The organism is Microbacterium sp. R1, from assembly GCF_015159725.1.
GTDB classification, from domain to species: Bacteria; Actinomycetota; Actinomycetes; order Actinomycetales; family Microbacteriaceae; genus Microbacterium; species Microbacterium oxydans.
The window spans coordinates 124,253-148,210 of the sequence record NZ_JADDUD010000003.1; the positions used below are offsets into that span (position 1 = coordinate 124,253).

The following is a 23,958-nucleotide window of genomic DNA, read 5'->3' on the forward strand; positions in this document are numbered from 1 at the left end:
CAGATGTGTGCCGGATACCGCGGGGCAGGCGCCGGTGTGGGCGAGGACACGTAGGGTCGTGTCATGAGGTACCTTCCCGCTGTCGTCGTCGACGTCGTGCTCGTGCTGATCTTCGCGGCGATCGGTCGCGCCTCCCATGACGAGAACCCCGCAGGGTTCCTCCTCACGGCATGGCCGTTCCTGATCGCCCTCCTGGTGGGGCATGCCCTCGCTGCCCTGTTGCCTGGTCGACCCCGCCGCCCCTGGTCATTGCTGTGGGGCGCGGTGGTCTGGATCGTGACGGTCGCCGGTGGCATGCTCATCCGCGTGCTGAGCGGTGATACGGCGGAGGTGCCCTTCATCATCGTCGCGACGCTCGTGCTGGGGGTGTTCCTGGTCGGCTGGCGCGCGATCGCGGCGCTGGTGCGTCGTCGGCGCAGCTCGGCGGAGAGCATCGACGGATCCGCACCGGTCGAGACGGAGGGCGTCGACGACTCCGACAGGTGAGTCGCGGTCAGCGCGGGAGCTGCGCGGCGAGCCGCACGTCGCTCGTGATCTCACGTCGGGTCCAGGCGAACAGATGCCGGGAGTCGAATGTGCGCGAGCAGCGTGCACACGACGTCGGCCTCGTGGGCCGGCGGTGCCGGTACGTGACGTGCCCGGCGGGGCAGCTGCCCACCCAGGGCGCGAGCTCCACCGCCGTCTCGCCGTGATGGGTGGTGCCGCCGACGTAGCCGAGGTCGCGGGCGACGCGCTTCCAGATCGGTCCGTGGGCGGCTTCGTGGCCGGCGAGGGCGTGCGCGACCTCATGCAGCAGCACCTGGTGGATGTCGTCATCGTCGAAGCGAGCGGCGAGGTAGCGCGACACGGTGATCCGCTTCTTCGTGTAGTCGCACTGACCGGCCCGACGCTTGGCATTGTCGAAGCCGAACGACCAGCTGTCGTCGAGATGCAGCGTGATCAGTGCCTCGCCCCAGACGCGCACACGGTCAAGTTCCGCCATGCGATCAGGCTAAGCCATGCCGGTGACATCGCGGCCGCGCCGGGCCTCAGCCGGGGATGAGCTGCGGCGGGCGCCGACGCTCGACCGCTTCGATCGCCAGGAGCGCGGTCTCGAGCTCGCTGTCTTCGGCCCCGGACTCGCGACGCAGGAACAGCGACTGCTTGAAGCTCTCGCGCGCGGTCTCGTCGTCGCCGGCGTCGTAGGCGTTCTTGCCATGGTGCTGGTACGCGAAGGCCGCGATCGACAGCCACCGCTGGCCCTCGGCCTCGGCGGCGCAGGTCGCGAGCTCCTGTTCCGCTGCGGCGTGCGCACCCCGATACTGCAGGATCGTCGCATGCAGCACGCGTGCGCGAAGCACGTCCTTGCGAGTCCCCGCCATGCGCGCTTGGCGCACCGTCTCGTCCGCCAGCGCGAGCGCCTCATCGAGGCGGTCGAGCACCTTCAGCAGCCACACGCGCTCCAGCAGAGCGGGCAGGCTGCGCTGCGAATCGATCTCCGCGAGACGGGCCTCGCACTCATCGAGATCGACCTTTTCGCGGAGGGTCTCCTGGTCGTATCCCCGGATGAAACTCATTGCTCTCCTTCCGCAGCGTCCCCACCCAGTCTGCCTTCCGTGCGCGGGGTCCACCCGACGGCGCGCCCTGGTCCGCCGCATCCTGATTTCGACACGCCGCCATCGCTTTCCGGGGGCGCCGTCCGAGCCGCTCGCGCGCGGGGAGCGGGCGGTGCGTCAGCGCAGGAACAGCGAGGCGTCCGGCCGCGGTGAGGCGACGGCGTCGGCATCTGTCACGATCCGCGCCCCCTGGATGAAGGCGTCGACCTCGGCGCCCTGAGCGATCTTGGCGGGATGGGGGCCCGCGGCCAGGATGCGCGGCAGCCACTCCGTCGGCAGGGGAGCGGCGGAGGCGGCGATGACGAGATTCCCGAAGCGCCGGCCCTTGAGCACCTGGGTGTCGGCCAGGATGCCGACCTCCGGAAGCACGTCCGCGATCGTCGCGGCCTGGCGGCGGGCGAAAGCGAGTCCCGGCCCGTCGGCGACGTTGACGAGGAGCACCCCGCCCGGGGCCAACAGCTCTGCGAGTTCCCGGTAGAACTCGACGCTGGTGAGATGCGCGGGTGTCTGCGCACCCGAGTAGACATCGGAGACGACGAGGTCGCAGCTCGCGCGGAGCGCGCTCGGCAGCTTGGCGACTCCTTCGCGGGCATCGCCGATCCTGATCCGGATCGGCGCTCCCTTCGGCAACGGGAGGTGTTCGCGCACCAGCTGCGCGAGCGGAGCCTCGAGCTCGATCACCTGTTGACGTGAGCCGGGCCGCGTCGCGTCGATGTAGCGCGGTACGGTCAGCGCGCCGGCCCCGAGGTGCACGGCGGTCAGGGGGCCGGGGGCGAGCTGATCGATGACCGCGCCCATGCGGACGATGTACTCGAAGTGCAGGTGCGTCGGGTCGTCGAGGTCGACATGGGACTGCGGGGTGCCGTCGACGATGAGCTCGAAGCCGCTCGTGAACTCCGAGGGCACGATGCCGGCGATGCCGCCGTGGTCCAGCCGGACCTGGGGATGCTCGGTGTCGCGCGATCTCGTCCGGCCCATGGGCACGAGCCTACGCGCTGCTCAGCGTCTCAGCGGCTCAGCGCTGCTTGCCGTTCGCACACGTCTCCTGATCGACCGTCTGACCGGAGATCGCCGAGTCGAGCGTCGCACGGGGAGACGGCGCGTCCGTGGCAGGAGCATCCGTCGCCGGCGGATCCGTCACCGGAGCCTCGCCTTCCGTGCCCGGCGCAGGTTCGACGAGTTCGACGCCCCCGTTGTTGCTGACGTCGCCGGTGAGCTGCACGGGCTGACCCGCTTTCAGAGCGTCCCAGATGGTCGCGGCGGCCTGCTCGTTCGGGATCACGCGGTCGGAGTCGTCGGGGTCGGCGAAGACCGGGTACTGGAGGAACACGAACTCGGAGAACGGCACGTCCTTGATCGACAGGGCCAGCTGGGCGAGCCGGATGGGGTTTCCCAGCTCGACGCTCGGATCGATGTTGTCCACGATGGTGTCGGCGAGCCCCAGCACCTTGCCGGGGTCGGACAGCACCTCGTCGCTCATGATCTTCTTCACGAGGCGGGACATGTACTGCTGCTGGTTCGACACGCGCGCCATGTCGCTCTCATCGCCGACGCCGTGCCGCGTGCGGATGAATTGCAGGGCCTCGTAGCCCGACACGGTGCGCAGACCCGGCTCCCAGTCGAGCGCGGTGTGCCGGTCGCGGATGCCGTCGCCGCCGATGCACACCTCGACGCCGCCGATCGCGTCGGTCACCTCCATCACGCCGTCGAAGTCGATCTTGGCGGCGAAGGGGATCTCGATCCCGGTGAGCTCGGTGACGGTCTTCGCGACGCAAGACATCCCGGCGTTCTGATAGATCGAGTTGATCTGCGTCTTGCGGGTCTCCGAGGCGATCGATCCGTCTTCTCTGGTGCACTCCGGCGTCGGGATCATGAGGTCGCGGGGAAGCGAGACGACGGTGACGTTGCGCGGCTCCGCCGAGACGTGGACCAGGAGGTTCACGTCGTTGAGGATCCCACCGTCGGCCTTCGAGCAGCGCTCGCCCAGCAGACCCGTCGACACGGCACCGCATTCGTCGGTGCCGAGGACGAGGATGCTGAACTCCCCGGGGTAGGCGCTGATGGACGGCGGCTCCACCTCGGGGGCATCCTCCAACGCGACGGCGCCCTCGTTGAAGCGGTTGAAGTAGTCGGTGACGACGAACGCGGCGACCGCGATCGCGGCGACGAGGATGACACCGACGGAGATCCCGGCGATCTTCAGGAATCCTCTGGCGGGCTTCTGAGCGGGGCGTGTCGCGTGGCGAGCGACCGTCGAGCGGTCGTTGTCAGGAGTGCGGCGAACCATCCGGGGAGCCTACCGGGGGAACCTGATGTTACGGCCACATGACGATTGTGAGAGGAACTTGCAGGTAATTAGTTAGTCGTGGATACTTTTCCTAACCCCCGGTGAGTACCCAATGCTTGCCAGGACTTTTCAAAGAGGAGATCCCCGCAATGCACAAGCGCATTCTCTCGGCCGTGGCGCTCGGCGCCGTGACCACGCTCGCCCTCGCCGGTTGCGCCGGCGGCAGCGACACCGGCTCCACCGACGGCAAGGGCCAGGAGCTCACCGTCTGGATCATGAAGGGCACCAACCCCGACGCCTCCGCCTTCTACGACAAGGTGTCCGACGCCTTCGAGAAGGAGACCGGCGCGACGGTCAAGATCGAGGAGATCCAGTGGGCCGACGCCCACGACCGCTTCGTGACCTCCATCGCCGGTGGCACGACCCCCGACATCGCCGAGACCGGCACCACCTGGACCGCGGAGTTCGCCGACGCCGGCGCGCTCGAGCCGCTCGATGAGTACGTCGACGCCGAGAAGGGCCTCCGCGACGACCTCGTCGAGGGCCTCGAAGTCGCCGGCACCTACGACGGCGAGCTGTACGGCATGCCGTGGTACGCGGGTGTCCGCTCGCTGGTCTACCGCGCCGACGTGTTCGAGGAGCTCGGTCTCGAGGCTCCGAAGACGTGGGACGACATCGTCGCCGCGGGTGACGCCATCAAGGCTGCCAAGCCCGACATGCTCCCCTTCCCGGTTCCCGGTGACGCCGAGTTCCAGGTCTACCCCTGGGTCTGGGGCGCCGGCGGCGAGATCGCCACGAAGGACGGCAAGACCTGGACGAGCGAGCTCGACAGCACGCAGTCGCAGGCCGGCATCGAGTTCTACACGGGCCTGGCCACCGAGCACGGCTTCTCCTCCGCAGGTGCCACCACCTGGAAGGAGACCGATCTGCGTGACGCATTCACGCAGGGAAACGTCGCCATGATGCTCTCGGGCTCCTGGACGCCGAAGTCGCTCATCGAGGCGAACCCCGACCTCGAGGGCAAGATCGGCGCAGCCGTCATCCCGGGTGAGGACGGCGGTATCGCTCCGTCCGTGCTCGGCGGATCACACCTCTCCGTGTTCAACACGACCAAGAACGCCGACCTCGCGTGGGAGTTCGTCAAGCTCATGACCACCGGCGAGTTCGCCGAGCAGTGGTCGAACGAGACCGGCTACTTCCCGGGCGTCCAGTCCGCGATGGAAGAGGCGCTGGCCTCGACCGACCCGCTGGTCGCACCGTTCGCCGAGCAGATGGTCGACGGTGGCGCATCCGTCCCGGTCACCCCGAACTTCGGCGCCGTGCAGGCGAAGAAGACGACCAACTCCATGATCCAGGCCATCCTCAGCGGGCAGAAGGACGTCGCGACCGCGACGAAGGACGCCGCCGCCGAGATGACCGAACTCCTCAACCAGAAGTAAGGAAGCATTCCTTCCATGTCGATGGTGCAAGCGCCACTGCCGGCCACGGAAGCGGAGTCCCCCTCCGCTCCCGTGGCCGGCGGCCGGAAGCGACGCGGTCTCTCGATCGTCGCGGCCCGCCCCTGGCTCCTTCTCGCGCCCGGGCTGGCCATCCTCGCGGTGCTCATGCTCTGGCCGCTCATCCAGGTGTTCATCTACTCGCTGCAGGACTACGGTCTGCGCGAGATCAACACCGGGGAGAACAACTGGATCGGTCTCGACAACTACGTCGAGGCGCTCACCAACCCGACTCTCTGGACGGTGGTGCTGCCGAACACCGTCGGGTTCGCCGCCGTGGCCGTGTTCGTCACGGTCGCCGTCGGCACGCTCGTGGCGCTGCTGCTCGCGCGGCTGGGCACCACCTGGCGCGTCATCGTCTCCAGCTGCATCATGGTCGCGTGGGCGATGCCCGCGGTGACCGGCACGTATGTCTGGACCTTCATCTTCGATGCCGACCGCGGCATCTTCAACACCGTCCTGCGCGACCTCGGCCTGATGGACGATCCCGTGAACTGGTTCACGAACCAGTGGTCGTTCTACGCCATCGTGCTCCTCAACGTCGTACACCACGGCTTCCCGTTCGTCGCCATCACGGTGCTCGCCGGCCTGCTGGGCGTCTCGAAGGAGATGCTCGAAGCCGCAGCGCTCGACGGCGCGGGCGCCTGGCGCCGGTTCTGGAAGATCATCTTCCCCACGCTCAAGCCCGTGTTCTCGGTCGTGATCATCCTCTCCACCATCTGGGACTTCAAGGTCTTCGCGCAGGTGTACCTCATGCCCGGTGGTGGCGGTGGCAACCGTCAGGTGCTGAACCTCGGCGTCTGGTCGTACGTGGAGTCCTTCGGCCAGAACCGGTACGGCTTCGGTGCGGCTCTCGCCGTGCTGCTCACGCTGGTGCTGATCGGCATCACGATCGTCTACATCCGCTCCCTCATGAAGGAGGACGAGCTGTGAACCCGCGTCCGAGGCTCCGCTCCCGCATCGGAATCGGGATCGCGGTCGCCGCCGTCCTGATCTTCACCCTCTTCCCCGTCTACTGGATGGTCTCCAGCGCCTTCGACGGCAAGGCGTCCAGCGGTGGACAGTCGCTCCTCCCGCAGGAGTTCACGTGGGACAACTTCGCCTTCGTGCTCACCGACGGCGGATTCGGCACGTACCTGCGCAACTCGGCGATCGTGGCGCTCGTCACGGTGCTCGTGAGCGCTCTGGTGTGCCTGCTCGCCGCGGTCGCGGTTGCACGCTTCAAGTTCAAGTTCCGCACCACGATCCTGATGATGATCCTGATCGTGCAGATGGTGCCGCTCGAAGCGCTCGTCATCCCGCTGTTCCTGCAGGTCAAGAGCCTCGGTCTGCTCAACAGCATCCTCGGCCTGATGGTCGTCTACGTCGCGCTCTCCCTCGCCTTCGGCATCTGGATGCTCCGCGGCTTCGTCGCCGCCGTTCCCGTCGAGCTCGAAGAGGCTGCCTACATCGACGGTGCGAGCTGGTGGCGGATGTTCCGCTCGGTGCTGCTGCCGCTGGTCATGCCGGGCCTCGTCGCCACGAGCATCTTCAGCTTCATCACCGCATGGAACGAGTTCATCTTCGCGATGACCATCCTGGGTGCGCAGACCGACCAGTACACGGTCTCGATCGGTCTGAAGTCGTTCTTCGGCCTGCACTCCAACGACTGGGGCAGCATCATGGCCGCGTCGACCATCATCACGGTGCCCGTCATGATCTTCTTCGTGCTGGTGCAGCGCAAGCTCGCCTCCGGCATGGTGGCAGGAGCGGTGAAGGGATGACCGACGAGCTCGAACGTCTCGCGAACGGCGTGCTGTGGCCGGGCTTCTTCGGCACCGAGGCGCCCGCGTGGCTGCGCGACGAACTGCGTGATGGACTGGCCGGAGTCGTGTACTTCGGGCAGAACGTCGGAGAGGGCCTGCCTGCGTTGAGCGCCCAGATCCTCGACGCGAACCCGAATGCCCTGATCGGCATCGACGAGGAGGGCGGCAGCGTCACCCGGCTCGAGTCCGCCACCGGGTCGACGGTTCCCGGTGCCGCGCAGCTCGGCCTGCTCGACGATCTCGTCGCCTCGGAGGAGACCGGAGCGGAGTTGGCACGTCGTGTGCGTGCGGTCGGCGCCAACGTCGTGCTCGGTCCGGTCGCCGACGTGAACACCGACCCCCGCAACCCGGTCATCGGCGTTCGCGCGTTCGGTGACGACGAGGCGCTCGTCTCCCGGCACGTGGTCGCGACGATCGACGGCATCCAGGACGGCGCGGTCGCGGCGTGCGTGAAGCACTTCCCGGGTCACGGCGACACCCACATGGACTCGCACCACTCGCTTCCCGAGATCACGCTCGACCTCGAGGAGTTCGAGCGTGTGCATCTGGAGCCGTTCCGCGCGGCGATCGATGCGGGCGTCGATGCCGTCATGACCGCTCACATCGTGGTCCCGGCTTGGGGCGAGCAGCCGGCCACCCTCAATCCGCGTGTGCTCGGCATGCTGCGTGACTGGGGCTACGACGGCGTCATCATCACCGATGCTCTCGACATGGCGGCCATCCGCGAGACGGTCGGACTCGGCGGGGGAGCGGCCATGGCCCTCGCCGCCGGAGCCGACCTCCTGTGCATCGGAAACCCGACCAACCCGGGCGATGCGGCTCTGCCCGACCAGGACGAGCAGGACTTCCGCGCGGCGAGAGACGGGATCGTCGCGGCTCTCCGCGACGGCTCGCTCCCGCGTGAGCGCGTCGAGGAGGCAGCAGCCAGGGTCGCTGCGCTCGCGACCAAGCTCCGCTCCGCTGCGGCCGCGGTAGAAGCCACGCAGGAGCCCACAGGCGACTTCGACGCCGCCGGGATCCTGCGCCGAATGGTGACGATCTCCGGAGGTACTCCCGAGGTGTCGACGGAGCTCGCCGTCATCGATGCGCGACGCCGATCGACACTGGCGGTCGACAGCGCGGGTTCGTACGTCGCGAGTGCGCTCGCGGAGGAGGGCCTGCGCGTGCGTCTCGACGTGGCGTCCGCGCCGCTGTCCGAGCAGGACCGGGTGCTCGACGAGATGGCGGCCGCGGCGGCCACAGCCTCCGCGACGACCGTGCTCCTGATCGACCGGCCGGACACCGACGCCGCGCAGCGGGCACTCGTCGAACGTGCTGCCGTGCGCGATCCGCACGCTGTGGTCGTCAACGTGGGGCTTCCGACGGCGCAGCCGTTGCCCCTGCCGACCGTGGAGGTCGCCGCAGCCAGTAGGCTCGGTGCCCAGACGGCGCGTGAAGCACTCCTCGGACGCTTCACGGCGCAGCAGAGGATGACCAGCGCCGGCTGAGACAGGACCCTCCATGGACGATGACGTTCTCGCTCTGGTGCGGCGCTCCCTTCCCAAGGTGAGCGCCGCAGAGGCGCGCGTCGCGGAGAAGATCCTGGGCGACCCGACCCTGGTCGTCGACCTGGCGATCAACGACCTCGCCCAGCTCTGTCAGACCTCGCTCTCGACGGTCGCCCGCTACGCCCAGTCCCTCGGATACAGCGGCTACCGCGAACTCAGGGTCGCGGTCGCCCGCGCGATCACCCTGGAGCAGGCGCAGCAGGCACGGTTCGGTCTGGACACCACCGCGATCGACCCCGACGACGGTCCGAGCGCGATCGCCGCCAAGCTCGCCGCCCAGGAGATCGACGCGATCGAGAAGACCGCGCTCGCCCTCGACGCGGCCGCGCTCGACAGGGTCGCCCGTGCGGTCGTCGATGCCCGGCACATCGATCTCTTCGGCCAGGCCGCGTCATCGCTGACGGCGCAGGACCTGCAGCTGAAGCTGTCGCGCATCGGCTGCTCCGTCTCGCACTCGGCCGACCCGCACCTCGCGGTCACGACGGCTTCGCTGCGCAGTGCCGCCGACGTGGCGATCGCCTTCTCCCATGGCGGCGAGACCACCGAGACACTGCGTGCCCTCGAGGTCGCCCGCGACGCCGGTGCGCTCGCGGTCGCGGTCACCAGCGCTGCGGACTCGCCTGTGGCACTGGCGGCCGATGTCGTGCTGCTCACGCACGCGCACGAATCCCCGTTCCGGATGGCCGCGATGTCGAGCCGCATCGCACAGCTCGCGCTCGTCGATGTGCTCTTCGTGCGGGTCGTGCAGCACCGCGGGGAGCCGGTCGCCGTCTCGCTGCAGCGCACTCACGACGCGGTCCCGGCGCGCCGTCGCAGCTGAGGCCCGGCGTCGCAGCTGAGGCCCGGCGAGAAGCACCGGTGCGAGAAGGCAGGCTCGAGAAGGCTCAGTCGACGTGGTCGCGGGTGCTGACCAGGGCGCGGGTCGCGATGCGATGTCCGCGCGCGAGGCTCCCCGTCAGCGAGAGGCCGGTGAGGACCCCGGTGAGGAAGCCGGCCGCGAAGGCATCGCCTGCGCCGATGGTCTCCACCACGGGCGCGTCGAGCGCGTCGCTCTCGGCGGTCTCGGTGCCGTCGAACGCCACGGCACCGCTCGCGTCGGTGATGAGCAGATGGCGCGGGTGGGGGAACAGGGCGCGGATCCGCTGCGGCTCGCTCGTGCCGAACACGGCCTCCGCGTCGGGTCGGGTGCAGAACACGATGTCGGCGCGGGATGCGAAGTCCGCGACGATCCTGCGGCCCTCGGCCTCGCGACCGAGCCAGAGCGCGGGTCGCCAGTTCACATCGAAGCTGAGCAGGCGGCCGGGGCGTCGCTCCGTGAACAGCGCTTCCTGGGCGGCGAGGGCTGACGCCGACAACGCGGGTGTGATCCCCGAGGTGTGCACGAGCGCCGCATCGCCGAGGAGTGCGGATGCCACCGGCGTCGTGAGCGTCCGGGGCGACAGGGACGCGGCGGCCGACCCGGCACGGTAGTAGTGCATGGTGCCGTCGACGGCACCGTCCTCCCGTGCCGACAGCTCCTTCACGTAAAGCCCGGTGGGTGCGTCGCCGTCGACCTCGACCGCGGAGTCGTCGACGCCGTGGGCGCGCAGCTCAGCGGTGAGGAAGCGCCCGAAGCCGTCGTCACCGACGCGGGAGAGGACCGACGTGCGCACACCTGCCGACGCCAGAGCGATCGCGGTGTTCCACTCCGCCCCGGCGAGGGAGCGGTGGAAGGTCCGGCAGTCCTCGAGCGGACCCGCGGTGGCGGCGACGAGGGCGACCATGCCCTCTCCGAAGCAGACGGCGAGCGGAGTGGTGTCTGGCACGATCTGGACACTACCGGATCGATGCCGGTCCCGCCGATATCGGATTGCAACCTGGATGCGTTTGGTATCTGAGGATCTGCTGGGTACCGTCGAGTCATCACCGTCACCGAGGCGAGGAAGCCTCGGGACGCGCAAAGAAGCGCCCGACAGGGAAGGTCACACAATGCACCAATCAGTCAAGCGTCGGCGAGGACTCATCGCCGTAACCGGAGCCACGATCGCGGCGCTCGCGCTCGCCGGCTGCGTCGCCAGTGAGCGTGGCGACGAGGGCTCGGAAGGATCGGGCGACGTCGACGGGACGTTCGTGTTCGCTGCGTCCTCGGACCCGGCGAGCCTCGACCCCGCCTTCGCGCAGGACGGCGAGAGCTTCCGCGTCTCGCGCCAGATCTTCGAGGGTCTCGTCGGCACCGAGCCCGGCACCGCCGACCCGGCACCGCTGCTCGCCGAGTCGTGGGAATCGTCTGAAGACGGCATGTCGCACACCTTCGAGCTGAAGAAGGACGTCACGTTCCAGGACGGCACGCCGTTCAACGCCGAGGCCGTCTGCGTGAACTTCGACCGCTGGTTCAACTGGAGCGGTCTCGCGGCTTCCGAAGCCTTCGGGTACTACTACAACAAGCTCTTCAAGGGGTACGCCTCCAACGCGGCCGACGCCGTCTACAAGTCCTGCACCCCCGACGGCGAGAACTCGGTGACGATCGAGCTCAACAAGCCGTTCGCCGGCTTCGTCGCCTCGCTCTCGCTCCCGGCCTTCGCCATGCAGAGCCCCTCGGCGATGCAGGAGTTCGGTGCGGATGAGGTCAGCGGTTCCGCCGAGGCCCCGCAGCTGTCCGAGTACGCCATGGGCCACCCGGTCGGCACCGGCCCCTACGCCTTCGACGAGTGGGCACCGGGCGAGCAGGTCACGCTCAAGTCCTACGACGGGTACTGGGGCGAGAAGGGGCAGATCGACGAGATCATCTTCCGCACGATCGACGACCCGACCGCACGCCGCCAGGCGCTCGAATCCGGCTCGATCGACGGCTACGACCTCGTCGGACCGGCCGACACCAAGGCTCTCGAGGACGACGGCTTCACCATGGTGTCGCGCCCGCCGTTCACGATCCTGTACCTCGCCTTCAACCAGGCGGTGCCGGAGCTGCAGGACCCGAAGGTGCGTGAGGCGCTCTCGTACGCGGTCGACAAGGACGCGCTGATCAGCCAGGTGCTGCCGGAGGGCACGCAGAAGGCCATCGAGTTCGTCCCCGAGGTCGTCAACGGCTACAACCCCGATGTCACGACCTACGACTACGACCCCGAGAAGGCGAAGTCGCTGCTGGCCGAGGCGGGCTACACCGAGGCGAACCCGCTGAAGCTCACCTTCAACTACCCGGTCAACGTCTCGCGTCCGTACATGCCGGACCCCGAGCAGATCTTCACCGTGCTGTCGTCGCAGCTGTCAGAGGTCGGCGTCGAGACCACCCCGGTCTCGGAGGAGTGGGTCGAATACCTCGACCGCACCACCGGCACCTCGGACCACGGCATCCACCTGCTCGGCTGGACCGGTGACTACAACGACACCGACAACTTCGTCGGCGTCTTCTTCGGCCAGCAGAGCTCCGAGTGGGGCTTCGACAACCCCGAGCTGTTCCAGAAGCTGAACGAGGCGCGCGGCGTCTCGAACCTCGAGGACCAGACGGCGCTGTACGAGGAGATCAACGAGATGGTCGCCCAGTTCATCCCCGGTGTTCCGCTCGCGCACCCGGCACCGACCCTGGCGTTCGACCCGCGCGTGAAGAGCTACCCCGCCAGCCCGGTGAACGACGAGGTCTTCACGGACATCGTCCTCACCAAGTAGGCCTGACCACTTGATACGTCGTTCCCCGGTCCCACCCGTTCGGCGGGACCGGGGAACGACGTACCTTCTGATCGACGGAGATCTTCGTGCTGCGCACCATCGGCAGGCGACTGCTGTTCCTCATCCCCACCCTGTTCGGGCTCAGCATCCTGCTGTTCGCCTGGGTCAGGGCCCTTCCCGGCGGCCCCGCGGTCGCCCTGCTCGGCGAGAAGGCCACACCCGAGGCCGTCGCCAGAGTCAACGAGCTCTACGGCTTCGACAAGCCGCTCATCGAGCAGTACTTCATCTGGATCGGGCGGCTCCTCCAAGGAGACTTCGGAACCTCCATCCAGACCAACCGTCCGGTCACCGAGGAGTTCATGCGGCGCTTCCCCGCGACGCTCGAGCTCAGCGTGATGGCGCTCATCTTCGCGGTCGGCATCGGCATCCCGCTCGGATACTGGGCCGCCCGCCGCCACGGCAAGTTCACCGACCACGCATCCGTGGTGCTGAGCCTGGTCGGCATCACCATCCCGGTGTTCTTCCTCGCCTTCATCCTGAAGTACGTCTTCGCGGTGCAGCTGGGCTGGCTGCCGTCGGACGGACGACAGAATCCACGAATAGACGCGACCCATCCCACCGGGTTCTATGTGTGGGACGGCATTATCACCGGAGAGTTCGATGCCGCATGGGATGCGATCCTGCACCTGATCCTCCCGGCGCTCGCGCTGGGTACGATCCCGCTCGCGATCATCGTCCGCATCACCAGGGCCAGTGTCCTGGAGGTGCAGAACGCGGACTACGTGCGCACCGGTCGGGCCAAGGGCGTCGGTGCGCCGACGCTGCGCAACCGCTTCATCCTGCGCAACGCCATGCTCCCGGTGATCACCACGATCGGCCTGCAGACCGGGCTGCTGATATCCGGGGCGGTGCTCACCGAGACGGTGTTCGCCTTCCCGGGCATCGGCTCGTTCCTGGCGAGGGCGATCTTCACCAGGGACTTCCCCGTCCTCCAGGGGTTCATCATCTTCATCGCGATCGCGTATGCGCTGATCAACCTGGCGGTCGACGTCTCCTACAGCTTCATCGACCCGAGAGTGAGGGTCCAGTGATGTCCCTCTCCATCGTCCGAAAGGAGGCGGTCGCATGACCATCGCACTCCCGCCCGCCCAAGGTCCCTCGGCGGAGAGCGGCGGCAGCATCGACACCGTCGCCATCGCCCAGGCCGACCTGAAGAACGGCTCCGGCGGCTTCTGGCGGGATGTGTTCCGCCGCCTCCGCCGCAATCCGACGGCATGGATCGGCGCGGCCATCGTGGTGGCGTTCCTGCTCATCGCCGCTCTCGCACCTCTGATCGCTCCCTACCCGGAGACGGCGCTGCCCGGCGCGAAGTACATCACGCCGACCTACATCCCGGGGCCGGGGGAGCTGCCGCAGTTCCCGCTGGGCCTCGACCGCTTCGGCGGCGACGTACTGTCCAAGCTCATCTGGGGTGCGCAGGCGTCGCTCATGATCGGTGTCATCTCCACCGCGATGGGCCTGGTCGGCGGCATGATCCTCGGGTTGCTCGCCGGCACGTTCGGCGGATGGGTGGACACGCTCATCATGCGCATCGTCGACATCATCCTGTCGGTGCCGAACCTGCTGTTGGCGGTCTCGATCGCCGCGATCCTCGGGCAGACCCCGTTCGCGATCATGATCGCGATCGGGGCCTCGCAGGTGCCGATCTTCGCGCGGCTGCTGCGCGCATCCATGTTGCAGCAGCGCTCCAGCGACTACGTGCTCTCGGCGCAGACGCTCGGTCTCGGCCGCGGCAAGATCACCATGTCGCACGTGCTGCCCAACGCTATCGGCCCCGTGATCGTGCAGGGGACCCTGACGCTCGCCACCGCCGTGATCGATGCGGCGGCCCTGTCGTTCCTCGGACTCGGCGGCGGACGCCCGGAGACGGCCGAGTGGGGGCGCATGCTCACCTACGCACAGGCCGAGCTCGCTATCGCACCCTGGCTCGCCTTCCTGCCCGGCATCTGCATCGCCGTCACGGCGCTCGGCTTCACCCTGCTGGGTGAGGCGCTGCGCGAAGCGATGGACCCACGGACGAGGGCGCGATGAGCGTCGCGAAGGAGAAGCAGATGTCGACCGAGCCGTTGCTGTCGGTCCAGGGCCTCGCCGTGGACTTCGCCACCATGGACGGCGTCGTGCACGCGGTCGAGGGCGTCGACCTCGAGATCCGTCCCGGTGAGACGGTCGCGATCGTGGGAGAGTCCGGTTCGGGCAAATCCACCACCGCGATGGCCATCATCGGGTTGCTCGCCGGGGGAGGCCGGATCGCCTCCGGCAGCATCCGCCTCGACGGGAAGGAGATCTCCCGAGCGCCGGAGAACGAACTGCGCACGATCCGCGGCCGCGACATCGGCCTCGTGCCGCAGGACCCGATGTCGAACCTGAACCCGGTCGCGAAGATCGGCACCCAGGTGGCCGAGACGCTGCTCGCGCACGGGCTCGCCACCCGGCAGAACGTGCAGGAGAAGGTGGTCGAGGCGCTGACCGCCGCCGGGCTCCCCGATCCGGAGCGGCGGGCGAAGCAGTACCCGCACGAGTTTTCCGGAGGCATGCGCCAGCGGGCGCTCATCGCGATCGGTCTGGCCTGCAAGCCGCGCCTGCTGATCGCCGACGAGCCCACCAGCGCCCTCGACGTCACCGTGCAGCAGACCATCCTCGATCAGATCGGGCAGATGACGCGCGAGCTGGGAACGGCGGTGCTGCTCATCACCCACGACCTGGGACTCGCTGCCGAGCGCGCGGAACGGGTGATCGTGATGCACCGCGGCAAGGTCGTGGAGCAGGGCGATGCCCGGCAGATCCTGGAGGATCCGCAGCATCCGTACACGCAGTCGCTCGTGAAGGCGGCACCCTCGGTGGCGGCGGCCCGTCTGCGGCCGGAGGCGTTCCGGGTGCAGGAGCCGGTGGACTCGGCGACGGACGCTTCGACAGGATCAGCGACCCCCGGGGTTCCCGGCTCCCAGGGCTCGTCGAAGGGCAACATCGTCGAGATCGAGAACCTCACCAAGGTCTACCCGGTACGCGGCCGTGGGGAGGACTTCGTCGCGGTCGACGACGTGTCGCTGGTGATCCCGCGCGGGGAGACGGTCGCGATCGTGGGGGAGTCCGGTTCGGGCAAGACCACGACCGCGCGGATGCTGCTCAAGGTGATCGAGCCCACGAGCGGGCTGATCCGCTACGAGGGCAAGGACATCGCGTCGCTGAGCCGGGCGGAGACGAAGGACTTCCGCCAGCGGGTGCAGCCCATCTTCCAGGACCCGTACTCGAGCCTGAACCCGATGTTCACGATCGAGCGGCTGATCGCCGAACCGTTGGAGTTCTACAAGCGGGGGAGCACTGCGGATCGTCGCAAGCGCGTGCGGCAACTGCTCGACGACGTGGCGCTGCCGCAGTCGATGCTGCGTCGCTACCCGTCCGAGCTCTCAGGCGGTCAGCGGCAGCGCGTCGCGATCGCCCGTGCGCTCGCGCTCTCGCCCGATCTGATCGTGTGCGACGAGCCCGTGTCGGCGCTCGACGTGCTCGTGCAGGATCAGATCCTGAAGCTGCTCGGCGACCTGCAGAGCGAGTACGGCCTGAGCTACCTGTTCATCTCGCACGACCTCGCGGTGGTGCGCCTGATCAGCGACTACGTGTGCGTCATGAAAGACGGGAAGCTGGTGGAGGCCGCGACCTCGGAGGAGATCTTCACGAACCCGCGCGACCCCTACACGAGGCGTCTGCTGGCGTCGATCCCGGGCAACGAGCTGAACATCGCCTCCTGAGGCCCCGTTCGCCGACACCCATCCCGCCCGCCGAGACCCATCGCCGCAGACGTCTGCGGCGATGGGTCTCGGCGCTGACGGTGGGTGTGGACGACTCCGGCGGGGTGCCAATACCGCAGGTTCGAAGATTGGTCAAGGATTGCGCTTGCCATGTCGCAGAATCGTGCGTATAGTTGGTAGTTGCGCTCGCTTCTCCCTGCCCTCATATGGTGGTCGGCATCTGTTGAGTTCCCGGGCGCACACTCCACCTGACGACAAAGGAATCGAGAAGCCCTGCGGGGCTCACGGAGGTTATTCCCTTGGCTGCTGCTCGCAACGCATCCACATCCACCACCACCAAGAACGGACGCGGAGCTTCCCGTCTTTCGTTCGCCAAGATCTCCGACACGCTGACGGTCCCTGACCTTCTCGCCCTGCAGACCGAGTCCTTCGGTTGGCTGGTCGGCAACGACGCCTGGAAGGCGCGCGTGGCCGAAGCCAAGGCCGCCGGTCGTACCGACGTGAACGAGAACAGCGGCCTCGGCGAGATCTTCGAGGAGATCTCTCCGATCGAGGACCTCGGCGAGACGATGCAGCTGTCGTTCACGAACCCGTACCTCGAGCCGGAGAAGTACTCGATCGAGGAGTGCAAGGAGCGTGGCAAGACCTACGCCGCTCCGCTGTACGTCGAGGCCGAGTTCATGAACCACCTCACGGGTGAGATCAAGACCCAGACGGTCTTCATGGGCGACTTCCCGCTCCAGACCGACAAGGGCACGTTCATCATCAACGGCTCCGAGCGCGTCGTCGTCTCGCAGCTCGTGCGCTCGCCGGGTGTCTACTTCGACAAGACCCCCGACAAGACGAGTGACAAGGACATCGTCTCGGCGCGCGTCATCCCGAGCCGTGGTGCATGGCTCGAGTTCGAGATCGACAAGCGCGACCAGGTCGGCGTGCGTGTCGACCGCAAGCGCAAGCAGTCCGTCACGGTCTTCCTCAAGGCGCTGGGCATGACCAGCGAGGAGATCCTGGCCGAGTTCGCCGGCTACACCTCGATCGAGGAGACGCTCGCGAAGGACACGATCGTCACGAAGGAAGATGCTCTCCGCGACATCTACCGCAAGCTCCGTCCGGGCGAGCAGGTCGCAGCCGAGGCCGCGCGTGCGCTTCTCGACAACTTCTACTTCAACCCGAAGCGCTACGACCTCGCCAAGGTGGGTCGCTACAAGATCAACCACAAGCTGGGCCTCGACCAGCCGCTGACCTCGTCGGTGCTCACCGTCGAGGACATCGTGGCCACGATCAAGTACCTCGTGCGTCTGCACGCCGGCACCGAGGAGACCTTCACCGGTATCCGCGGCGGCAAGAAGGCCGAGATCCGTCTCGCGACCGACGACATCGACAACTTCGGCAACCGTCGCATCCGCGCGGTCGGCGAGCTCATCCAGAACCAGGTCCGCACGGGTCTGTCCCGCATGGAGCGCGTCGTCCGCGAGCGCATGACCACGCAGGACATCGAGGCCATCACGCCGCAGACCCTGATCAACGTGCGCCCCGTCGTCGCCGCGATCAAGGAGTTCTTCGGAACCTCGCAGCTGTCGCAGTTCATGGACCAGAACAACCCGCTCGCGGGTCTGACGAACAAGCGTCGTCTCTCCGCGCTCGGCCCCGGTGGTCTCTCGCGTGACCGCGCCGGTGTCGAGGTCCGTGACGTCCACCCGTCGCACTACGGCCGCATGTGCCCGATCGAGACTCCTGAAGGCCCGAACATCGGTCTGATCGGTGCGCTCGCGACGTTCGCGCGCATCAACTCGTTCGGCTTCATCGAGACCCCGTACCGCAAGGTCGTCGACGGTGTCGTCACCGAGCAGATCGACTACCTGACGGCTTCCGAAGAGGTCGACTTCAACATCGCGCAGGCCAACGCCCCGCTCGATGCCAAGGGTCGCTTCGTCGAGAGCCACGTCCTGGCACGCCCGAAGGGCGGCAGCGGCGAGGTCGACATGTTCCTCCCCGAGGACATCGGCTACATCGACGTCTCGCCGCGCCAGATGGTGTCCGTCGCGACCTCGCTCGTCCCCTTCCTCGAGCACGACGATGCGCAGCGCGCCCTCATGGGTGCCAACATGCAGCGTCAGGCCGTGCCGCTGCTGCGCAGCGACTCGCCGCTCGTCGGAACCGGTATGGAGGGCTACACGGCCATCGACGCCGGTGACGTGATCACCGCCGAGAAGGCCGGTGTCGTCTCCGAGGTCTCCGCGGACCGCGTCGTGGTCATGCTCGACGAGGGCGGAACGCAGGAGTACCACCTGCGCAAGTTCGACCGCTCGAACCAGGGCACGTCCTACAACCAGAAGGTCGTCGTCAACGCCGGTGAGCGCGTCGAGGTCGGAGAGGTCATCGCCGATGGCCCCGCCACCGAGAACGGCGAGCTGGCCCTCGGGAAGAACCTCCTCGTCGCGTTCATGACGTGGGAGGGCTACAACTTCGAGGACGCGATCATCCTGAGCCAGGACCTGGTGAAGGACGACACCCTCTCCTCGATCCACATCGAGGAGTACGAGGTCGACGCCCGGGACACCAAGCTCGGCAAGGAGGAGATCACCCGTGACCTCCCCAACGTCAGCCCGGAGCTGCTGAAGGACCTCGACGAGCGCGGCATCATCCGCATCGGTGCCGAGGTCCGCCCCGGCGACATCCTCGTCGGCAAGGTCACGCCGAAGGGTGAGACCGAGCTGTCGGCCGAGGAGCGTCTGCTCCGCGCGATCTTCAACGAGAAGAGCCGCGAGGTCCGCGACACGTCCCTGAAGGTGCCTCACGGCGAGCAGGGCACGATCATCGCGGTCAAGGAGTTCAACGCCGAGGACGGCGACGACGAGCTCGGCTCCGGCGTCAACCGCCGCGTCGTGGTCTACATCGCCCAGAAGCGCAAGATCACCGAGGGTGACAAGCTCGCCGGCCGTCACGGCAACAAGGGTGTCATCGCGAAGATCCTCCCGATCGAGGACATGCCGTTCATGGCGGACGGCACCCCGGTCGACATCGTCCTGAACCCGCTCGGCATCCCGGGTCGAATGAACTTCGGCCAGGTGCTCGAGACCCACCTCGGGTGGATCGCGAAGCAGGGCTGGAAGGTCGAGGGCACACCGGAGTGGGCAGTGCGTCTGCCGGAGCAGGCCTTCGAGGCAGCCCCCGGCACGAAGGTCGCGACCCCGGTGTTCGACGGTGCGAGCGAGGAGGAGATCGCAGGTCTCCTCGACGCGACCATCCCGACCCGCGACGGTGTCCGTCTGATCGACTCCACCGGAAAGGCCCAGATGTTCGACGGCCGCTCCGGCGAGCCGTTCCCGGCCCCGATCTCGGTCGGCTACATGTACATCCTGAAGCTGCACCACCTGGTCGACGACAAGATCCACGCACGTTCCACGGGTCCCTACTCGATGATCACCCAGCAGCCGCTCGGTGGTAAGGCGCAGTTCGGTGGACAGCGCTTCGGTGAGATGGAGGTGTGGGCCCTCGAGGCCTACGGCGCCGCGTACGCGCTCCAGGAGCTCCTCACGATCAAGTCCGACGACATCCTCGGCCGCGTCAAGGTGTACGAGGCGATCGTCAAGGGCGAGAACATCCAGGAGCCGGGCATCCCCGAGTCCTTCAAGGTGCTCATGAAGGAGATGCAGTCGCTCTGCCTGAACGTCGAGGTCCTCTCGGCCGACGGCACGCTGGTCAACCTCCGCGACACCGACGATGAGGCGTTCCGCGCCGCAGAGGAACTCGGTATCAACATCTCCAGCCGCTTCGAGGCCGCCTCGATCGACGAGATCTAATCCTTCGGAGGGCCCGGGACCCACGTCTCGGGCCCACCGAAGCAGACTTCTCAAAAAGAATTTCCGACACAGGAGAACTAGTGCTCGAGTCCACAACTTTCGATGAGCTTCGCATCGGCCTGGCGACCGCAGACCACATCCGCGCGTGGTCCTACGGCGAGGTCAAGAAGCCCGAAACCATCAACTACCGCACCCTCAAGCCGGAGAAGGACGGTCTCTTCGGAGAGCAGATCTTCGGCCCGTCCCGCGACTGGGAGTGCGCCTGCGGCAAGTACAAGCGCGTCCGCTTCAAGGGCATCGTCTGCGAGCGCTGCGGCGTGGAGGTCACCAAGAGCTCCGTCCGTCGTGAGCGCATGGGTCACATCGAGCTCGCCGCTCCCGTCACCCACATCTGGTACTTCAAGGGCGTGCCCTCGCGCCTGGGCTACCTGCTCGACATGGCACCGAAGGACCTCGAGAAGGTCATCTACTTCGCCGCCTACATGGTCATCTCGGTCGATGAGGAAGCTCGTCACCGCGACCTGGGCACGCAGGAGAACAACATCCGTCTCGAGCTGAAGACGCTCGGCGACCGCCGCGACGCCAAGATCGCGGAGCGCCTGGCCAAGCTGGAGGAGGAGCTCGCTGCTCTCGAGGCGGAGGGTGCCAAGGCCGACGCCAAGAAGAAGGTCAAGGACGCCGCCGAGAAGGAGATGTCGCTCATCCGCAAGGGTGCCGACGAGGCGATCCTGAAGCTGGAGCGCGTGTGGGAGGACTTCCGCACGCTCGAGGTCGGCGCACTCCGTCCGGAGGACGACGTCTTCCACGAGCTGCAGGACCGCTTCGGTCAGTACTTCGAGGCCTACATGGGTGCCGAGTCGATCCAGCGTCGCCTCGCGGCGTTCGACCTCGAGGCCGAGGCGGAGAACCTGCGTCTGCAGATCTCCGAGGGCAAGGGCCAGCGCAAGATCCGTGCGATCAAGCGCCTGAAGGTCGTCAGCTCGTTCCTCGAGACCGGCATGAGCCCGGCGTCGATGGTCCTGGACGTCGTCCCGGTCATCCCGCCGGAGCTGCGCCCGATGGTCCAGCTCGACGGTGGCCGCTTCGCGACCTCCGACCTGAACGACCTGTACCGCCGCGTGATCAACCGCAACAACCGTCTTCGTCGTCTGATCGACCTCGGTGCCCCCGAGATCATCGTCAACAACGAGAAGCGCATGCTGCAGGAGGCCGTGGACGCACTGTTCGACAACGGTCGCCGTGGTCGCCCCGTCACCGGTACCGGCAACCGTGCCCTGAAGTCGCTCAGCGACATGCTGAAGGGTAAGCAGGGTCGTTTCCGTCAGAACCTGCTCGGAAAGCGTGTCGACTACTCCGGCCGTTCGGTCATCATCGTCGGCCCGCAGCTCAAGCTGCACCAGTGCGGTCTGCCCAAGCAGATGGCTCTGGAGCTCTTCAAGCCGTTCGTCATCAAGCGTCTGATCGACCTCGGTCACTCGCAGAACATCAAGGCCGCCAAGCGTGCCGTCGAGCGCACCCGTCCCGAGGTCTGGGACGTGCTCGAGGAGATCATCCGCGAGCGTCCGGTGCTGCTCAACCGTGCACCCACCCTGCACCGTCTGGGCATCCAGGCGTTCGAGCCCCAGCTCGTCGAGGGCAAGGCCATCCAGCTGCACCCGCTCGTCTGCGCGGCGTTCAACGCCGACTTCGACGGTGACCAGATGGCTGTCCACCTGCCCCTGTCGGTCGAGGCTCAGGCCGAGGCCCGCGTGCTGATGCTCGCGTCGAACAACATCCTGAAGCCGTCGGACGGCCGTCCGGTCACCCTGCCTTCGCAGGACATGATCATCGGTCTGCACCACCTGACCACGGTCAAGGAAGGCGCGACCGGCGAGGGCCGTGCATTCGGTTCGGTGGGCGAGGCGATCCTGGCCAAGGACGAGGGCTCCCTCGACCTGCAGGCGAAGATCCGCATCCGCATCCCCGGCCTGACGTTCCTCGAGGGCGAAGCTCCCGAGGGCTACGAGCGTCACGGTCTCGTCGACGCCTCGCTGGGTCAGGCGATCTTCAACGACACGCTGCCGAAGGGCTACCCGTTCGTCCGCGAGCAGGCTGACAAGAACAAGCTGTCGCAGATCGTCAACAAGCTGGCCGAGGAGTACCCCAAGGTCGAGACGGCTGCGTCGCTGGACCGCATCAAGGACGCCGGCTTCTATTGGGCAACGCGCTCCGGTGTGACCGTCGCCCTGAGCGACATCCTCACGCCGCCGAACAAGGCGGAGATCGTCGCGGGCTACGAGAAGCAGGCCGCGAAGGTCCAGTCGCAGTACGAGAAGGGTCTGACGACCGACTCTGAGCGTCGCCAGGAGCTCATCAAGATCTGGACCGAGGCCACCGACGAGGTTCAGGCCGCCATGAAGGCGAACTTCCCCGAGGACAACACCATCAACCGCATGGTGTCGTCGGGTGCTCGTGGTAACTGGCTGCAGATCCGGAACATCGCCGGTATGCGTGGTCTGGTGAACAACCCCAAGGGTGAGATCATCCCGCGTCCGATCATCTCCTCGTACCGCGAGGGTCTGTCGGTTGCGGAGTACTTCATCGCGACGCACGGTACCCGTAAGGGTCTCGCCGACACCGCTCTGCGTACCGCCGACTCGGGTTACCTGACCCGTCGTCTGGTGGACGTCTCGCAGGACGTCATCATCCGCGAAGAGGACTGCGGCACGTCGAAGGGCCTCGAGCTCCCGATCGCCGCTCCGAACTCGCAGGGTGAGCTGGTGCGCGACGCGAACGTCGAGAACTCGGTGTTCGCCCGTACGCTGGCCTCGGCCGTGGTCGACAGCAAGGGCGAGGTCCTCGCCGAAGCCGGTGAGGACGTCGGTGACGTGCTGATCGACAAGCTCGTCGCTCTGGGTGTCGAGACCATCAAGGTGCGCTCGGTCCTGACCTGCGACTCCGCCGTCGGTGTGTGTGCACAGTGCTACGGCCGTTCGCTCGCGACCGGAAAGACCGTCGACATCGGCGAGGCCGTCGGCATCATCGCGGCCCAGTCGATCGGTGAGCCCGGTACCCAGCTGACGATGCGTACCTTCCACACGGGTGGTTCGGCATCGGCGGATGACATCACGCAGGGTCTGCCCCGCGTGCAGGAGCTCTTCGAGGCGCGTACCCCCAAGGGCGCGTCGCCGATCGCCGAGGCCGACGGCCGCATCGCGATCGACGAGACCGACAAGGGCAAGAAGGTCATCCTCACGCCCGACAGCGGCGACGAGCCCGTCATCTACCCGGTGCTGAAGCGTGCCACGCTTCTCGTCGAGGACGGGCAGCACGTCACGGTCGGTCAGCCGATCCTGGTGGGCACGCTCGACCCCAAGGAGATCATGCGCGTCATGGGTGCTCGCGAGGTGCAGCGTTACCTCGTCGGCGGCGTCCAGGGCGTGTACCGCTCGCAGGGTGTGCCGATCCACGACAAGCACATCGAGGTCATCGTCCGTCAGATGCTCCGCAAGGTCACCGTCGTCGATCACGCCGACACGACCCTGCTCCCGGGTGAGATGGTCGACCTCAAGCGCTACCAGTCGATCAACCGCGAGGCTGTGGCAGAGGGCAAGCGCCCCGCGTCCGGCCGTCCGGAGCTGATGGGTATCACGAAGGCGTCGCTCGCGACCGAGTCGTGGCTGTCGGCCGCCTCCTTCCAGGAGACGACCCGCGTGCTCACCGAGGCTGCGATGCAGGGCAAGCGCGACCCGCTGGTCGGTCTCAAGGAGAACGTCATCATCGGTAAGCTCATCCCCGCCGGAACCGGTCTCTCGAAGTACCGCGACGTCACGGTCGAGGCCACAGAGGAAGCCAAGAGCGAGCGCTACCCGAACCGGATCTTCGCATCCGACGGTGCGTACGCCGATGGTGACTTCGGCTACGTCGACTTCGACGCGTTCTCGACGGACGACATCACTCCCGGCACCTACAACTGATTGAGGTTGTCGAGCGACGAAGTC

17 protein-coding genes are annotated in these 23,958 nt (G+C 67.3%); 12 read left to right on the top strand and 5 right to left on the bottom strand.

The features are described from left to right. Positions 1-63: 63 nt before the first annotated feature. The gene (locus ILP86_RS14390; RefSeq protein ID WP_046747333.1) at positions 64-486 is read left to right on the top strand and encodes a DUF3054 domain-containing protein; all 423 of its coding nucleotides are present in this window, start codon (positions 64-66) and stop codon (positions 484-486) included. Between the two features lie 7 nt (positions 487-493). Here the strand turns inward: ILP86_RS14390 and ILP86_RS14395 are convergent, their stop codons facing one another. The 4 genes from ILP86_RS14395 to ILP86_RS14410 form a co-directional block, all read right to left on the bottom strand. Next, positions 494-982 carry a SprT-like domain-containing protein gene (locus ILP86_RS14395; protein WP_061017169.1) on the bottom strand — a complete coding sequence of 163 codons (489 nt, stop codon included), beginning with the start codon at positions 980-982 and terminating at the stop codon, positions 494-496. Positions 983-1,028: 46 nt separating this feature from the next. Then, a complete protein-coding gene (locus ILP86_RS14400; protein WP_193762290.1) occupies positions 1,029-1,556 on the bottom strand; it encodes a hypothetical protein in 528 nt (175 codons plus the stop codon). A gap of 156 nt (positions 1,557-1,712) precedes the next feature. Beyond that, complete coding sequence (locus tag ILP86_RS14405) at positions 1,713-2,573, bottom strand: spermidine synthase (protein WP_113680585.1); 861 nt, start codon at positions 2,571-2,573, stop codon at positions 1,713-1,715. 37 nt (positions 2,574-2,610) lie between these two features. After that, a complete protein-coding gene (locus ILP86_RS14410; RefSeq protein WP_113680586.1) occupies positions 2,611-3,882 on the bottom strand; it encodes an LCP family protein in 1,272 nt (423 codons plus the stop codon). Positions 3,883-4,031: 149 nt separating this feature from the next. On the opposite strand from ILP86_RS14410, the gene ILP86_RS14415 reads away from it, so the two are divergent. The 5 genes from ILP86_RS14415 to ILP86_RS14435 are packed head-to-tail and all read left to right on the top strand — an operon-like array spanning position 4,032 to position 9,550. Next, the gene (locus ILP86_RS14415; RefSeq protein WP_193762291.1) at positions 4,032-5,321 is read left to right on the top strand and encodes a sugar ABC transporter substrate-binding protein; all 1,290 of its coding nucleotides are present in this window, start codon (positions 4,032-4,034) and stop codon (positions 5,319-5,321) included. A 15-nt stretch (positions 5,322-5,336) separates the two neighbouring features. Continuing rightward, positions 5,337-6,311: a carbohydrate ABC transporter permease gene (locus ILP86_RS14420; RefSeq protein WP_058630487.1), complete on the top strand. Its 975-nt coding sequence runs from the start codon at positions 5,337-5,339 to the stop codon at positions 6,309-6,311. Further along, positions 6,308-7,141, top strand: a complete 834-nt coding sequence (locus ILP86_RS14425; RefSeq protein WP_017828171.1) for a carbohydrate ABC transporter permease — start codon at positions 6,308-6,310, stop codon at positions 7,139-7,141. The genes ILP86_RS14420 and ILP86_RS14425 overlap by 4 nt, the downstream gene beginning before the upstream one ends. After that, positions 7,138-8,670: a glycoside hydrolase family 3 protein gene (locus ILP86_RS14430; protein WP_179516202.1), complete on the top strand. Its 1,533-nt coding sequence runs from the start codon at positions 7,138-7,140 to the stop codon at positions 8,668-8,670. Before ILP86_RS14425 ends, ILP86_RS14430 begins: the two co-directional genes overlap by 4 nt. A gap of 13 nt (positions 8,671-8,683) precedes the next feature. After that, complete coding sequence (locus ILP86_RS14435; RefSeq protein WP_046747341.1) at positions 8,684-9,550, top strand: MurR/RpiR family transcriptional regulator; 867 nt, start codon at positions 8,684-8,686, stop codon at positions 9,548-9,550. Between the two features lie 64 nt (positions 9,551-9,614). Here the strand turns inward: ILP86_RS14435 and ILP86_RS14440 are convergent, their stop codons facing one another. Beyond that, complete coding sequence (locus ILP86_RS14440) at positions 9,615-10,535, bottom strand: sugar kinase (protein ID WP_193762292.1); 921 nt, start codon at positions 10,533-10,535, stop codon at positions 9,615-9,617. Between the two features lie 163 nt (positions 10,536-10,698). Here ILP86_RS14440 and ILP86_RS14445 point away from each other — a divergent pair, with 163 nt between their 5' ends. The 6 genes from ILP86_RS14445 to rpoC all read left to right on the top strand — a co-directional run bounded on the left by ILP86_RS14445 (position 10,699) and on the right by rpoC (position 23,934). Beyond that, on the top strand, positions 10,699-12,372 hold the full coding sequence (locus ILP86_RS14445) for an ABC transporter substrate-binding protein (protein ID WP_193762293.1): 1,674 nt from the start codon (positions 10,699-10,701) through the stop codon (positions 12,370-12,372). 86 nt (positions 12,373-12,458) lie between these two features. Beyond that, positions 12,459-13,463 (top strand): ABC transporter permease, encoded by a 1,005-nt coding sequence (locus ILP86_RS14450; RefSeq protein ID WP_193762294.1) that lies wholly within the window; start codon positions 12,459-12,461, stop codon positions 13,461-13,463. Positions 13,464-13,497: 34 nt separating this feature from the next. Further along, entirely contained in the window at positions 13,498-14,463 is a 966-nt protein-coding gene (locus ILP86_RS14455; protein WP_021199008.1) for an ABC transporter permease, read from the top strand. Continuing rightward, positions 14,460-16,175: an ABC transporter ATP-binding protein gene (locus ILP86_RS14460; RefSeq protein ID WP_227751276.1), complete on the top strand. Its 1,716-nt coding sequence runs from the start codon at positions 14,460-14,462 to the stop codon at positions 16,173-16,175. The genes ILP86_RS14455 and ILP86_RS14460 overlap by 4 nt, the downstream gene beginning before the upstream one ends. Before the next feature lie 299 nt (positions 16,176-16,474). Beyond that, positions 16,475-19,978 carry a DNA-directed RNA polymerase subunit beta gene (locus ILP86_RS14465; RefSeq protein ID WP_061017158.1) on the top strand — a complete coding sequence of 1,168 codons (3,504 nt, stop codon included), beginning with the start codon at positions 16,475-16,477 and terminating at the stop codon, positions 19,976-19,978. Positions 19,979-20,058: 80 nt separating this feature from the next. Further along, positions 20,059-23,934, top strand: a complete 3,876-nt coding sequence (gene rpoC, locus ILP86_RS14470) for a DNA-directed RNA polymerase subunit beta' (protein WP_061017157.1) — start codon at positions 20,059-20,061, stop codon at positions 23,932-23,934. Positions 23,935-23,958 lie beyond the last annotated feature (24 nt).